Genomic DNA, 14,196 nt, shown 5'->3' on the forward strand with positions numbered 1-14,196 from the left:
CCTCGGGGGATGCGAAGCGGCGGGCGTACTGACGAGTACGTGGGGCCACTGTGCCCGGGGCCGGGGCCCCGCGTCGAGAGCACCCGCCCCGGACGGACGGGCCGCTGGTCCCGCGCTTCCCGCCGGGTCCGGCCGACCTTCCCCTGCCTGCCCGCGGGTCATCCGACCAATCATCGAACTCGACTTCTGTCCCGCCCCATTGACACGCCCTGATGTCCAATCAATCATTCAGACATCCGATGAATGGGAGCCGCTCATGGGTTCGTATCCACGCCGTCAGGTCCTCGGAACAGCGGTCGGTGTCGCCGTGTCGGCCGCCGCCCTTCCGCTCGTCTCCGCGACCGGCGCGCACGCCGCCGCACCCGAGGGCGGCCCCGCCGGCCAGTGGGTTCCCGTCCCCGACCCCGTGCCGGTCCCGCTCGACGCGCTCTACGACAACGACGCCATCGACTCCGCCACCGCGCGGGGCGGCGACTTCGACGGCTCGGGCTACACGTTCCCGGGCGAGGAACTCCCCGCGGGCCGGGTCGAGGTCGACGGCGTCCCCTTCCTCTTCCCGTCCTCGGCGGCGGGCGCGAAGAACAACGTCGTGGCGGCGGGCCAGCGGATCGAGCTGCCCCCGGGCCGCTACCTGTCGGCCGTCTTCCTCACCGCGGGCAGCTACGGCAACGCCTCCGGCAAGGCCACCGTGCACTACGCGGACGGCTCGACCACGACCGCCGGACTCGGCGGCGCCGACTGGTACGCGGCGGGCGGCTCCCTGTCCGCGCCGTACCGCTACACGCCGACCGGCGCCAAGGACGAGCACACCGTCGGCATCGGGACCTCGGAGGTGTGGCTCGACCCGAGGCAAGAGGCCGTCGCGATCACCCTGCCCGCCGTCGGACCGGCGCAGGCGAACTCGACGGCGCTGCACGTCTTCGCGCTGTCCCTGCAACCCGTCGCCCAGGGACGGGCGCTGGCCCTGCGCGACGCCCGTTCCACCAGCTCGCTCCTGGACTCCAGCGGCGCCCAGAGCGTCGAGGCCACGGTCGTCAACGCGGGCACCGTCGCCGTGCTCGCCCACGACGCCGTGTCCGTGCGGGTCGACGTGCCCGGTGCCCGGACAGTGGAGCCGGCCCGCGTCCGCCGCCTCGACCCGGGCGAGCAGGCCCGGGTGCGCGTCGGCATCCGCAACCGTGCGGGCACCGCCCCCGGCACCACCCGCGACGGCGCGGTGACGGTCACCGGACGCGGCGGCGCGGTCACCGCGCAGAACAGGAGGCTGACCCTCGGCACCGCCGACTACCAGCCGACCGAGTCCTCCCTCTCCGGCCACCAGGCGCCCTACTGGTTCAACGGCGCCAAGTTCGGCATCTTCATCCACTGGGGCGTCTACTCCGTGCCCGCCTGGTCGCCGGTCGGCAAGCAGTACGCCGAGTGGTACTGGAACCACCTCCAGGACCCCGGCAACGAGGTGTACGCCTACCACCGCGAGACGTACGGCGAGGACTTCGCCTACGACGACTTCATCCCGCAGTTCACCGCGAAGCGGTTCGACCCGCGCGCCTGGGTCGAGCTGTTCCGGGACGCGGGCGCCCAGTACCACGTGCTCACCTCCAAGCACCACGAGGGCTTCGCCCTGTGGGACACCAAGGTCTCCGACCGCAACTCGGTCAAGATGGGCCCGCGCCGGGACCTGGTCAAGGAGCTGTTCGAGGCCTCGCGCCGCTACGCCCCCGAACTCCACCGCGGCCTCTACTTCTCGATGCCCGAGTGGTTCAACCCGGACAGCCCGTGGTCGGGGCACGCCCCCCGCAACCCGTACACCCGGGAGCCGGTGCCGTACACCGGGTACACCGCGGGCAAGGACTTCGTGAAGGACTACCAGGCCCCGCAGATGCTGGAACTGATCAAGGGGTACGACCCCGAGCTCATCTGGTGCGACATCGGCGGCGCCAACGACAGCCTCCATGTGCTCGCCGAGTACTTCAACCACGCCAAGAACCGGGCCCGTCCGGTCGACGTCACCGTCAACAACCGCTCGGGCATCGGCTTCCACGACTTCACGACCCCCGAGTACACGACGTACGACAACACGGTCGTCGCCAAGTGGGAGGCCAGCCGCGGCCTCGACCCGTTCAGCTACGGCTGGAACCGGGCCACGCCCGACGACGCCTACATGTCGGCCGAGGAGGTCGTGCACAGCCTGGTCGACATCGTCTCCAAGAACGGCAACTTCCTCCTCGACATCGGCCCCCGCGCCGACGGCACCATCCCCGAGATCATGCAGACCCGGCTGCGGGAGACGGGCCGCTGGCTGAAGACCAACGGGGAGGCGATCTACGACACCACCTACTGGTCGCGGACGGCGCAGCTCGGCGAGGACCTGCGGTTCACCGTCCGCCCGGACGAGGCGTTCTACATCCACTCCCTGGTCCGGCCGGGCGCCACGCTCACCGTCGAGGCGCCGGTGCCCGTCCGCGCCGGCGACAAGGTCACCATGCTCGGCCACGACCGGCCACTGACGTGGACCGTGCGCAACGGGGCCCTGGTCATCGACGTACCCGAGGCGGCGCGGAAGGCGGGCCGGTACGTGTGGGTGTTCAAGGTGGACTGGCGGGTCTGAGCGACTGAGCGGGCGGGGGCCGGGCAGCCGGCGCCGGCACGAGGGCGCGGGTGCCGGTGCCGCGGTCCCCGCCCGAACTCTTCGGCCCGCCCCCCGAACGGGGTCGCGGTCGATCAGGACGCCGTCGTCGTCACCGCGGTCAAACTCGCCGACGACGCCACCGGAGACGTGGTGGTCCGCTTCCACGAGGCCCACGGCGGCCGGGCCCGCGCCACCCTCACCGCCGGGTTCGCGGTGGCCGGCGCCGAGGTCACCGACCTGCTGGAGCGCCCGCTGCCCCACGCGGAGGCGGTGCGGGTCGAGGGCGACCGGATCGCCGTACGGCTACGGCCGTTCGAGCTGGTGACCCTGCGGCTGAAGCGGGCCTGAGCGTGGGGCGCGGGTCCGGTTCAGGGCGCGAGCTGGGCCCGCAGCCACTCCTCCACCTCCCCGACGTGCGCGGCCGCCGCCGCGCGCGCCGCCTCCGGGTCGTGCGCCACCAGGGCCCGGTGGATCGCGGCGTGCTCGCGGCGGGTGCGGGCGAACGCGCCCTCCTCCTGGTAGCCGCGCCACACGCGGGCGCGGAAGGTGCGCGAGGAGAGGCCGTCCAGGATCGCGGCCATGGTGTCGTTGCCGGCCGCCGTCGCGATCTCGCGGTGGAAGGCCAGGTCGTGCGCGAGGATCTCCTCCGGGTCGTCGGTGGCGTTCATCGCCGCCAGGTGCTTCTCCACCTCGGCCAGCTGGTCCGGGGTGATCCGCGCCGCGGCCAGCGCGGTCGCCGTCGACTCCAGGATGCGGCGCACCTCCAGGAGCTCCACCAGCCGCGGTCCGCGGGACAGGTCGGCCACCACCCCGAAGGTCTCCAGCAGGTCGCCGGCCTCCAGCTGGGTCACGTAGATGCCCGAACCGTGCCGGGCCTCCAGCACGCCCAGCACGGTGAGCGCGCGGATCGCCTCGCGCATCGAGCTGCGGGAGATGCCGAGCTGGGCGGCGAGGTCGCGTTCGGTGGGCAGCCGCTGGCCCGGCTCGAGGGAGCCGTCGCGGATCAGCGCCTTGATGCTGTCGATGGCCCGCTGGGTCACGGTGCCCTTCTGCGGAGCGGGTCCGGTCGGTGTCTCGCCGGCCAGGTTCTCGTCCACGCCACTCCTTCGGTCGCCGGTGCGCCGCAGTCTAACCGCCAAGGTGGTCGGACCACTACTGCTGAAAATCGCGAAAATCTGCCGTCGAAGGGTGTTGTTCGACGGAAGTGGTCTGATAAATATGCCGTCATCTGCTCGATCACGCTCGATGAGGAGCTGACAGGATGTCCGGCAGCACGGTGCGGAACGAACGGCACAACAGACGACTCACCTCATGGGCGGTACGGACGACGGCCGCGGCCGGCGTCGCCGCCCTCGCGCTCACGGGATGCGGCAGCACCAAGGACAGCGGCTCGGCCGGCACCTCCGGCGGCGGCACCGGCAAGGTCGGAGTGATCCTGCCCCTGCTGACCTCGCCGTTCTGGCAGTCGTACAACGACTACGTGCCCAAGATGGCGAAGTCCGAGGGCGTGGAGGCGCTGAAGACGGTCAACTCCAACAGCGACCCCTCCCAGCAGATCACCGACATCAACAACGAGCTCAACCAGGGGGTCAAGGGCCTGGTCGTCGCCCCTCTGGACAGCGCGGCCATCGAGGCCGGCCTCGACCAGGCCGAACGCAAGGGCGTGCCGGTCGTCGCGGTCGACGTGGCGCCCGACAAGGGCAAGGTCGCCATGGTGGTCCGCGCCGACAACGTGGCCTACGGCGAGAAGGCCTGCAAGTACCTCGGGCAGCAGATACCGTCCGGCAAGGTCGTGCAGATCATGGGCGACCTGGCCTCCGTCAACGGCCGGGACCGCTCCGAGGCGTTCCGCGCCTGCGTGAAGAAGAACTTCCCGAAGCTGAAGGTCCTGGAGATCCCCGCCAAGTGGGAGTCCGACACCGCGGCCTCCAAGCTCGACACCCTCCTCAACGCCAACCCCGACCTCAAGGGCATCTACATGCAGGCCGGCGGCGTGTACCTGGCGCCGACCCTGCAGACCCTCAAGTCGAAGGGGATGCTGAAGAAGGCCGGCCAGTCGGGCCACATCACGATCATCTCGAACGACGGCATCCCGCAGGAGTTCGACGCCATCCGCAAGGGCGAGATCGACGCGACCGTCTCCCAGCCCGCCGACACCTACGCCAAGTACGGCATGTACTACATCAAGGCGGCCATGGCGGGGAAGACCTTCAAGCCCGGCCCGACCGACCACGGCTCGACGATCGTCAAGCTGCCCAGCGGCATCCTCGAGGACCAGCTGCCCGCTCCGCTGGTCACCAAGGACAACGTCGACGACTCCGAGTTGTGGGGCAACACGGTCAAATGAGCACGCCACTGGTAGAAGCCCGGGACATCGTCAAGCGGTACGGCGCCACCACCGCCCTCGCCGACGGCCGGCTCACCGTCCTGCCCGGCGAGTCCCACGCCCTGGTCGGCCGCAACGGCGCCGGCAAGTCCACCCTGGTCACCCTCCTCACCGGGCTCCAGGCGCCCGACGAGGGCACGGTCCACTTCGACGGCCGGCCCGCGCCCCCGCTCACCGACCGCGACGCCTGGCGCCGCAAGGTGGCGTGCGTCTACCAGAAGCCCACCGTCGTGCCCGAACTGACCGTCGCCGAGAACCTGTTCATCAACCGGCAGCCCGTCTCCCGCGCCGGCGTCATCAGCTGGCGCCGGCTCAAGGACCGGGCCGCCGAACTCCTCGACACCTGGGACGTGCGGGTCGACCCGGAGGCCCGCACCTCGGACCTCAAGGTCGAGGACCGCCAGATGGTGGAGATCGCCCGGGCGCTGAGCTTCGGCGCCCGGTTCATCGTCCTCGACGAGCCGACCGCCCAGCTCGACAACCGGGAGATCGAGCGGCTCTTCACCCGCATGCGCACCCTCCAGGACTCCGGCGTCACCTTCCTGTTCATCTCCCACCACCTCCAGGAGGTCTACGAGGTCTGCCAGACCGTGACGGTCCTGCGCGACGCCCGCTGGATCATCACCGCGCCGGTCGCCGAACTGCCCAGGGCCGCCCTGGTGGAGGCCATGGCGGGGGAGAGCATCCAGGTGATCGAGACCGTCGCCGAACAGGCGGTACGCGAGCGGGAGGCCCGCGAGGCCGCCCCCGTCCTGCTGCACGCCCGCGGCCTCACCTCGGACGCCTACACCGACGTCGATCTCACCGTCCGGCGCGGCGAGGTCGTCGGCCTCGCCGGGTCCAGTGCCAGCGGGAAGATCGAACTCGCCGAGTCGCTCGCCGGACTGCACACCCCCAGCGGCGGCACCGCGCAACTGGACGGGCGGCGCCTGCCGTTCGGTGACGTACAGGCGGCGCTGAAGGCCGGCGTCGGCTGCGTCCCCAGGGACCGGCACGACCAGGGACTCGTCTCCGGCATGACCGTGGGCGACAACACCACCCTCAGCGTCCTGGACCGGCTCGGCCGGTTCGGGTTCGTCGGCGGCGACCGCAAACGGCGGCTCGCCACCGGCCTGATCGACCGCCTCGACATCCACACCGAGGGCCCCGGGCAGCCCGTGTCCGACCTGTCCGGCGGCAACGCGCAGAAGGTCGTCATGGCCCGCGCCCTCGCCTCCGACCCCCGGCTGCTCGTCCTCATCAACCCCACCGCGGGCGTCGACGTGAAGTCGAAGGAATCCCTGCTCGCCCGGGTGGACGGCGCCCGGGAGGACGGCACCGCCGTCCTCGTCGTCTCCGACGAACTCGACGACCTCAGACGCTGCGACCGCGTCCTCGTCCTCTTCCACGGCCGCGTCGTCGCCGAACACCCGGCGGGCTGGCGCGACCACGAGCTCATCGCCTCCATCGAAGGAGTGGACCATGGCTGACACCAAGGCGGCCCCGCCGCTCGCGGCCGTACGCGCCCTGGCCCCCGGTTCGGCCAGAACGGTCATGCTGCGGCGGGCCCGCGAACTCGCCCTCGTACCGGCCCTGTTGCTGCTGATGGTGCTCGGCGCGGTCGTCAACGACTCGTTCCTCACCGAACGCAACCTGATCTCCATCCTCGGCGCCTCCGCCGCCCTCGCGATGGTCGTCCTCGCCGAGTCGCTCGTGCTGATCACCGGCAAGTTCGACCTGTCCCTCGAATCGGTCGTCGGCATCGCGCCGGCCGTGGGCGCGCTGCTGGTCCTACCGTCCGCCCAGTCGGGCTGGGGCACCGAACTGCCCGCGCCGCTCGCGCTCGTCGCGTTGCTGGTCGTCGGCGCGGCCGTCGGCGCCTTCAACGGCGTCCTCGTCGTGAAGTTCAAGCTCAACGCGTTCATCGTGACGCTCGCGATGCTGATCGTGCTGCGCGGACTGCTGGTCGGCGCGACCAAGGGCAAGACGCTGTTCGGCATGCCCGACAGCTTCTACTCGCTGGCGACCACCACCTTCCTCAACGTCCCCATGTCGGTGTGGCTCGCCGCGGCCTCCTTCGCGGTGGCCGGGTTCGTGCTCAAGTACCACCGCGTGGGACGCGCGCTGTACGCCATCGGCGGCAACGCGGAGGCGGCCCGGGCGGCCGGTATCCGTGTCGAACGGGTGATGCTCGGCGTGTTCGTCGTCGCGGGCGTCCTCGCCTCCGTCGGCGGGATCATGCAGACCGGCTACGTCGGCGCGATCAGCGCCAACCAGGGCAACAACATGATCTTCACCGTGTTCGCGGCCGCGGTGATCGGCGGCATCAGCCTCGACGGCGGCCGGGGCACCATGTTCGGCGCCCTCACCGGCGTGCTCCTGCTCGGTGTCGTCCAGAACCTGCTCACCCTCGCCCAGGTGCCGTCCTTCTGGATCCAGGCCATCTACGGCGGAATCATCCTGGTCGCCCTCATGATCGCCCGTGTGACGACGGGCCGTGCCCAGGACTGACGGCGCGCCGTCCGCGCTGTCCCCGCCCCCGACGGAAAGGCCCTCCGTGTCCCCGACCACCGCCCGCATCACCGCGGTCGACACCTACGACATCCGCTTCCCCACCTCACGGGAACTCGACGGCTCCGACGCCATGAACCCGGACCCCGACTACTCGGCCGCCTACGTCGTGCTGCGCACGGACCTCGACGCCGACGGCCGGGAGGCCGAGGGGCACGGCTTCACCTTCACCATCGGGCGGGGCAACGAGGTCCAGGTCGCGGCCATCCACGCGCTGCGCGACCACGTGATCGGACGGAGCGTGGCGGAGGTGTGCGACGATCCCGGATCGCTCCACCGGGACCTGATCGGGGACAGCCAGCTGCGCTGGCTCGGACCCGAGAAGGGGGTGATGCACATGGCGATCGGCGCGGTGACCAACGCCGTGTGGGACCTGGCGGCCAAGCGCGCCCGCAAACCGCTGTGGCGGCTGCTCGCCGAGGCCGAACCGGAGTGGCTGGTCGGCCAGATCGACTTCCGCTACCTCTCCGACGCGCTCACCCCGCAGGAGGCCCTTGACCTGCTGCGGCGCGGGCGCGCGGGCGCCGGCGAGCGGACCGCCCGCCTGCTGGCCGGCGGATACCCCGCCTACACCACCTCCGCCGGCTGGCTCGGCTACAGCGACGAGAAGCTCACCCGGCTCGCCGCCGAGGCCGTCGCCGCCGGCTTCCGGCAGATCAAGCTGAAGGTCGGCGCGGACCTGGAGGACGACATCCGGCGCTGCCGGGTGGCCCGCTCGGTCGTCGGACCGGACATCCGGGTGGCCATCGACGCCAACCAGCGCTGGGACGTCGACGAGGCGATCCGCTGGACCAGAGCCCTCGCCGAGTTCGACCCGTACTGGATCGAGGAGCCCACCAGCCCCGACGACGTCCTCGGGCACGCGGCGATCCGCAAGGCCGTCGCCCCGGTGAAGGTCGCCACCGGCGAGCACGTCCAGAACAGGATCGTCTTCAAGCAGCTGCTGCAGGCCGGCGCCCTCGACGTCGTGCAGATCGACGCCGCCCGCGTGGCCGGTGTCAACGAGAACCTCGCCATCCTGCTGCTCGCGGCCAAGTTCGGGGTGCCGGTGTGCCCGCACGCGGGCGGGGTCGGCCTGTGCGAGCTCGTCCAGCACCTGTCGATGTTCGACTACGTCGCGGTCACCGGCACCACCGAGGACCGGGTCATCGAGTACGTCGACCACCTGCACGACCACTTCACCGACCCCGTGGTGATCCGCGACGGCCACTACACCGCGCCCACCGCGCCCGGTTTCTCGGCCGCCATGTTGCCCGAGTCCATCGCGCGGTACACCTTTCCCGGCGGCACCTTCTGGGCCGCAGACCTCGACGCGAAGAAGGGGCACGCGGCATGAACGACTTCGAGGGCCTCACCGCCCTGGTGACGGGCGGCGCCTCCGGCATCGGCCGCGCCACCGCCGAGCTGCTGGCCGAACGCGGCGCCCGGGTCGCCGTCCTCGACCTGGACCCGGCGCCGGTCGAGAAGCCGCTGCTCGCCTACCGCGCCGACGTCACCGACGACGCCTCGGTGCGCGAGGCCGTGGCGGCGGCCGTCGCCGACCTCGGCGGCCTCGACGTGGTCGTCAGCAACGCGGGCGTCGGTGCGCAGGGCACCGTCGAGGACAACGCGGACGACGAGTGGCACCGCGTGCTGGACGTCAACGTGATCGGCATGGTCCGCACGGCACGGGCCGCGCTGCCGCACCTGCGCCGGTCGGCGCACGCGGCGATCGTCAACACCTGCTCCATCGCGGCCACGGCGGGCCTCCCGCAGCGGGCGCTCTACAGCGCGACCAAGGGCGCCGTGTACTCCCTCACCCTTGCGATGGCCGCCGACCACGTCCGGGAGGGCATCCGGGTCAACTGCGTCAACCCCGGTACGGCGGACACCCCGTGGGTCGGACGGCTGCTGGACGCGGCCGGGGACCCGGCGGCCGAACGCGCCGCCCTGGAGTCCCGCCAGCCCACCGGCCGGCTCGTGACGGCCGCCGAAGTGGCGGGCGCCATCGCCTACCTGGCGAGCCCCCTGTCCGGAGCCACCACCGGTACCTCGCTCGCGGTCGACGGCGGCATGCAGGGCCTGCGACTGCGCCCGGTGGGCCGGTGAACACGCTCGGCCGCAGCGCCGTCGAGGTCAGCCCGCTCGCCTTCGGCGGCGCCGCCATCGGCAACCTTTTCACCGAGGTCACCGAGGAACAGGCGCACAAGGCCGTGACGGCGGCCTGGCAGCAGGGCATCCGCTACTTCGACACCGCGCCGCACTACGGCCTCGGCCTGTCCGAACGCCGCCTCGGCGCCGCCCTGCGCGAGCACCCCCGTACGGCCTACACGATCTCCACCAAGGTGGGCCGCCGCCTGGAGCCCTCCGCGGACGGCGGCGACGACCTCGCCAACGGCTTCGCCGTGCCCGCCCGCCTCCGCCGGGTGTGGGACTTCAGCGCCGACGGCGTACGCCGCACCCTGGAGGGCGCCCTGGAACGGCTCGGGCTCGACCGCGTCGACGCCGTCTACCTGCACGACCCCGACGACCACGCCGAACAGGCGTTCCGGGAGGGCTACCCGGCGCTGGAGCGACTCCGCGCCGAGGGCGTGGTCGGCGCGATCGGCGCGGGCATGAACCAGGCGGAGATGCTCACCCGGTTCGTCCGGGACACCGACGTCGACGTGGTGCTGTGCGCCGGCCGCTACACCCTGCTGGACCAGCGGGCCCTGACCGATCTGCTGCCCGCCGCCGAGGAACGCGGCACCTCGGTCGTCATCGGCGGCGCCTTCAACTCCGGCCTGCTGGCCGACCCGAGACCCGGCGCGACCTACGACTACGCGTCGGCTCCGCCCGGACTCGTGGACCGCGCCCTGCGCCTGAAGGAGCTCGCCGGCCGGCACGGCACCACGCTGCGGGCCGCCGCCCTGGCCTTCTGCGCCGCCCCGCCCGCCGTCGCGAGTGTTCTGGTAGGCGCCCGGTCGGCGGCCGAAGTGCGGGACTGCGCCGAGCAGTTCGCGACACCCGTGCCCGCCGCCTTCTGGCGGGAGGCCCGCGACACCGGCCTGCTGCCGCCGGAAGCCCCCGTACCCGCCGAGGAGCCGTCATGAGGATCGCCCTGCACACCCGGGTCCGCGCCGACCGCGTCGCCGAGTACGAGGCCGCCCACCGAGAGGTCCCGGAGGAGCTCACCGACGCCATCCGCGCGGCCGGCGCGACCTCCTGGACCATCTGGCGCAGCGGCACCGAGCTCTTCCACCTCCTGGAGTGCGCGGACTACGCCCGGCTGCTCGCCGAACTGGAGAAACTCCCCGTCAACATGGCGTGGCAGACCCGCATGGCCGACCTCCTCGACGTGGTGCACGACTACTCCGGCGAGGGCGTCGACGCCGGTCTGCCCGTCGTCTGGGAGCTGCCGTGACCGTCGACGCCCACCACCACGTGTGGGACCTGTCCGTGCGCGACCAGGACTGGATCGCCGAAGGCGACCCGCTGCGCCGCGACTTCACCCTCGCCGATCTCGAACCCGAGGCCCGCGCGGCCGGCGTGGACCGCACGGTCCTCGTCCAGACGGTCACCGTGGCCGAGGAGACCCCGGAATTCCTGGAGTTGGCGGCCGGGCACGCACTGGTCGCCGGGGTCGTCGGGTGGACCGACCTCACGCGTCCGGACGTCGCCGACGAACTCGCCCGGCTGCGGGAACTGCCCGGCGGCCGGTACCTCAAGGGCGTCCGCCACCAGGTCCAGGGCGAGCGCGACCCGCGGTGGCTGCTGCGCCCGGACGTGCGCCGCGGGCTCGCCGCCGTCGCCGACGCGGGGCTCGTCCACGACCTGGTCGTCCTGCCCGCCCAGCTCCCGGCCTGCGCCGAGGCGGCCGCCGCCCTGCCCGGGCTCACCTTCGTCCTGGACCACCTGGGGAAGCCGCCCATCGCGTCCGCCGCGCTCGAACCCTGGGCGTCCGGGGTGCGCGCCCTCGCCGCCCTGCCCAACACCGTCTGCAAGCTCTCCGGCATGGTCACCGAGGCCGGCCCCGCCGCCCGGAGCGCCGACAACCTGCGGCCGTACGCGGACGTCGTCCTGGAGGCGTTCGGCCCGCGGCGGCTGATGTTCGGCTCGGACTGGCCGGTGTGCACCCCGCTGGCTTCGTACGGGGAAGTCCTCTCCCTGGCGCGGGAGTTGACCGCCGGCCTGGACGAGACGGACCGCCGCCGGATCTTCGAGACCACCGCCGCCCGCGTCTACGACCTCTGAGTCACCCCGCCCGCGTCTACGACCTCTGCGTCACCTCCGTCAGCCGGGTGGGCGGCAGGTACTCGCGCACGAACGTGCGCTCCCAGCACGCGCCGGTCTCCCGCAGTTCGCGCCAGGTCGTGTACCGGTAGCGGAAGAGGCGTGCCCGGACGAAGCGCGGCGGCGCGTCCGGCGGGAAGGGTGAGCGGCGCAGCAGCCTCAGCGTGTCCCGGTCGTTCTCCAGGAGCCGCTCCACCAGGGTGCCGAACCAGGGCCCGGCATACCCGGGCGACAGCGCCGCGAACCACATCAGCCAGTCCAGCCGCAGGTGGTAGGGCGCGAACTGCCGCGGCCAGCGCCGGGGATCACCGGGCTTGCCCCGGAACTCGTACTCCCGCCAGTCCGACTCCCGCCGCGGGACCTCGTCGTCGGTGCCCTCGACGACCACCTCGTACCGGACCCGGCTGACGCTGCCGAACGCGCCGTAGGTGTTGACCAGATGCAGCGGGTCGAAGGAGCGGTTCATGACCTGGCGGCGGGAGAGCATGTTGCGCACCGGACCCTGGCTGAGCCCCAGCAGCAGCGCGGTGACCGCCAGGACCACGATCTCGTACCACAGCGGGGGCGCCGGCAGGGACCGCTCGGCGGACGGGAGCCGCAGCGCGGGCAGGGCCAGCACGACGGTGATCCAGTTCAGCCAGGCGAAGTTGCCCGACAGCACGAGCCACAACTGGGTGACGATCATCAGGCAGGCGGCCGCCGACGCGAGCGGCTGCGGCGCGAACAGAAGGAAGGGCACCACGAGTTGCGTGACATGGTTGGCGGCCACCTCGACGCGGTGCAGGGGCCGGGGCAGATGGTGGAAGAACCAGCTCAGGGGGCCCGGCATGGGCTGCGTCTCGTGGTGGTGGTCGAGACAGGTCAGGTTCCGCCAGCAGGCGTCGCCGCGCAGCTTAATCAGACCCGCGCCGAACTCCACCCGGAACAGGACCCAGCGCAGCAGGAACAGCACGACGACCGGCGGAGCCACGTCGTCGTTGCCGAGGAAGACGGCGAGGAAGCCGGTCTCCAGGAGCAGCGACTCCCAGCCGAAGGCGTACCAGGTCTGCCCCACGTTCACTACGGACAGGTACAGCGCCCACGGCACCAGCCACAGCAGCATGCCGGCCCACAGCGGCAGCCGGGAGTCGAGGCCGGCCGCCAGCGCCGCCGACACCGCGCAGCCCGTCCAGGCGCACAGCGCGAAGAAGCGGTCGGTGTAGTGGAGCTGGAAGAGGCTCGGGGCGCTGCGGAACGGCACCCGCTCGGCGAAGCGCGGGACCGGCAGCATCCCGCGGGTGCCGATCAGCGGGCGGAACTGGAGGGCGGCCGCCAGGAACGCGATCAGGTACAGCCCGGCCAGGGCCCGCTGGAAGACCAGCCGGCTCAGCCAGTACTCGGATGCGGTGAACCAGTCCACGGGGGCGCTCCTCTGCTCCGGTGTCACACGGGAACCGGCAGTCACTGTGCGTTCATGATGTCTCCGTTTGCGTGACCGGTGTGGGTGTGGCAGAAATTGGTGCCGAACCGTCCGCGACCGAAGTGCGATGAAGTGGGAGAACGTGGTGCGCATACCCACCGGAACCGTCGTCACCGCCTGCGTGCTCTCCGCGGTGCTCCTCCTCGCCGGCTGCGGCGGCGCGAGCGGCCAGGGCGCGAACGCCGGCGGCCAGGACGCGAAGCCGGGCGGCGCACTCCGCCTCGCCCCGGCCGCCGCCCACGGCCCGGAGTCGGGCCCCGATGTCGGCCCGGATTCCGGCTCGGAGTCCGGGCCTCATGTCGGCCCGGATTCCGGCCTCGGCGCCACGACCGCCGTCCCGTCGCCCGTCACCCGAACGCCGCAGCCGCCGGCGGCGCCGTCCGACGCGCCCTGCGCGGCCCCGGACACCGCCCTGGCACCGGTACCGGGCGCCTCCGACACGCGGCCGCCCACCGCTCCCGTGACGCGCGACCTCCGGTCCGGGCTCGTACCCGCCCCGGCGACCGGGGACGGGACGGCCGAGAACGCGTCCCTCGGAGACCCGGCCGGCGAGGGGACGATCCCGGCGGACGACCTCACCGGAATCGACCTCACCGGAATCGACACCGCCGTTGACAGCACCGGCACCGGCACCGCCGTTGACGACACCGCCGTTGGCGGGACCCCCGGTGACGAGGCCGCCGCGTGCGAACCCGACTCGCCGCTGGGTCTTTCGGACGAGATCGGTCCCGACCGGGTCCCGGAGATCCCCGACCTGCGGGACGGCGGGGGGCTGATTCCGGACGCCGATCCGGTGGCCGGGGACGGCGTTTCCGACAGCCCCGCCGACCCGTCCGAGGGCTGATCCCGGACCCGAACAGATGAACCGCGTCTTTGGTCTTCCCGGTCGAATAATCGGACTAACCCTGGCAAGGTGGGCCC

General features: G+C 72.2%; 12 protein-coding genes and 1 pseudogene. 11 read left to right on the plus strand and 2 right to left on the minus strand.

Annotated features, from left to right (window positions below; genetic code table 11):
• Window positions 1-256 precede the first annotated feature (256 nt).
• Window positions 257-2,608 (plus strand): alpha-L-fucosidase, encoded by a 2,352-nt coding sequence (locus ABZT03_RS12060; RefSeq protein ID WP_356037189.1) that lies wholly within the window; start codon window positions 257-259, stop codon window positions 2,606-2,608.
• A 108-nt stretch (window positions 2,609-2,716) separates the two neighbouring features.
• A pseudogene (locus ABZT03_RS12065) lies at window positions 2,717-2,977 on the plus strand (glycosyl hydrolase-related protein); the annotation flags it as partial.
• Between the two features lie 20 nt (window positions 2,978-2,997).
• Here the strand turns inward: ABZT03_RS12065 and ABZT03_RS12070 are convergent.
• Window positions 2,998-3,726, minus strand: a complete 729-nt coding sequence (locus tag ABZT03_RS12070; protein ID WP_356037191.1) for a FadR/GntR family transcriptional regulator — start codon at window positions 3,724-3,726, stop codon at window positions 2,998-3,000.
• Between the two features lie 164 nt (window positions 3,727-3,890).
• Between ABZT03_RS12070 and ABZT03_RS12075 the strand changes: the two genes are divergently transcribed.
• From ABZT03_RS12075 to ABZT03_RS12110, 8 genes are read left to right on the plus strand one after another with little or no spacing between them, the layout of a single operon-like run.
• Window positions 3,891-4,976: a sugar ABC transporter substrate-binding protein gene (locus ABZT03_RS12075; protein ID WP_356037194.1), complete on the plus strand. Its 1,086-nt coding sequence runs from the start codon at window positions 3,891-3,893 to the stop codon at window positions 4,974-4,976.
• Window positions 4,973-6,484: a sugar ABC transporter ATP-binding protein gene (locus tag ABZT03_RS12080; RefSeq protein WP_356037197.1), complete on the plus strand. Its 1,512-nt coding sequence runs from the start codon at window positions 4,973-4,975 to the stop codon at window positions 6,482-6,484. The genes ABZT03_RS12075 and ABZT03_RS12080 overlap by 4 nt, the downstream gene beginning before the upstream one ends.
• Entirely contained in the window at window positions 6,477-7,505 is a 1,029-nt protein-coding gene (locus ABZT03_RS12085; protein WP_356037200.1) for an ABC transporter permease, read from the plus strand. Before ABZT03_RS12080 ends, ABZT03_RS12085 begins: the two co-directional genes overlap by 8 nt.
• A gap of 46 nt (window positions 7,506-7,551) precedes the next feature.
• Entirely contained in the window at window positions 7,552-8,901 is a 1,350-nt protein-coding gene (locus ABZT03_RS12090) for an L-fuconate dehydratase (protein ID WP_356037203.1), read from the plus strand.
• Window positions 8,898-9,653 (plus strand): SDR family oxidoreductase, encoded by a 756-nt coding sequence (locus ABZT03_RS12095; RefSeq protein WP_356037206.1) that lies wholly within the window; start codon window positions 8,898-8,900, stop codon window positions 9,651-9,653. The genes ABZT03_RS12090 and ABZT03_RS12095 overlap by 4 nt, the downstream gene beginning before the upstream one ends.
• On the plus strand, window positions 9,650-10,636 hold the full coding sequence (locus ABZT03_RS12100) for an aldo/keto reductase (RefSeq protein WP_356037208.1): 987 nt from the start codon (window positions 9,650-9,652) through the stop codon (window positions 10,634-10,636). The genes ABZT03_RS12095 and ABZT03_RS12100 overlap by 4 nt, the downstream gene beginning before the upstream one ends.
• Entirely contained in the window at window positions 10,633-10,947 is a 315-nt protein-coding gene (locus ABZT03_RS12105; protein ID WP_356037211.1) for an L-rhamnose mutarotase, read from the plus strand. The genes ABZT03_RS12100 and ABZT03_RS12105 overlap by 4 nt, the downstream gene beginning before the upstream one ends.
• The gene (locus tag ABZT03_RS12110; RefSeq protein WP_356037213.1) at window positions 10,944-11,777 is read left to right on the plus strand and encodes an amidohydrolase family protein; all 834 of its coding nucleotides are present in this window, start codon (window positions 10,944-10,946) and stop codon (window positions 11,775-11,777) included. The genes ABZT03_RS12105 and ABZT03_RS12110 overlap by 4 nt, the downstream gene beginning before the upstream one ends.
• Before the next feature lie 16 nt (window positions 11,778-11,793).
• Here ABZT03_RS12110 and ABZT03_RS12115 read toward each other — a convergent pair whose 3' ends face one another.
• Complete coding sequence (locus tag ABZT03_RS12115) at window positions 11,794-13,215, minus strand: lipase maturation factor family protein (protein WP_356037216.1); 1,422 nt, start codon at window positions 13,213-13,215, stop codon at window positions 11,794-11,796.
• Between the two features lie 127 nt (window positions 13,216-13,342).
• Between ABZT03_RS12115 and ABZT03_RS12120 the strand changes: the two genes are divergently transcribed.
• Entirely contained in the window at window positions 13,343-14,119 is a 777-nt protein-coding gene (locus tag ABZT03_RS12120) for a hypothetical protein (protein WP_356037218.1), read from the plus strand.
• Window positions 14,120-14,196: the final 77 nt, after the last annotated feature.

This window comes from Streptomyces sp. NPDC005574 (assembly GCF_040605435.1).
Classification (GTDB): domain Bacteria; phylum Actinomycetota; class Actinomycetes; order Streptomycetales; family Streptomycetaceae; genus Streptomyces.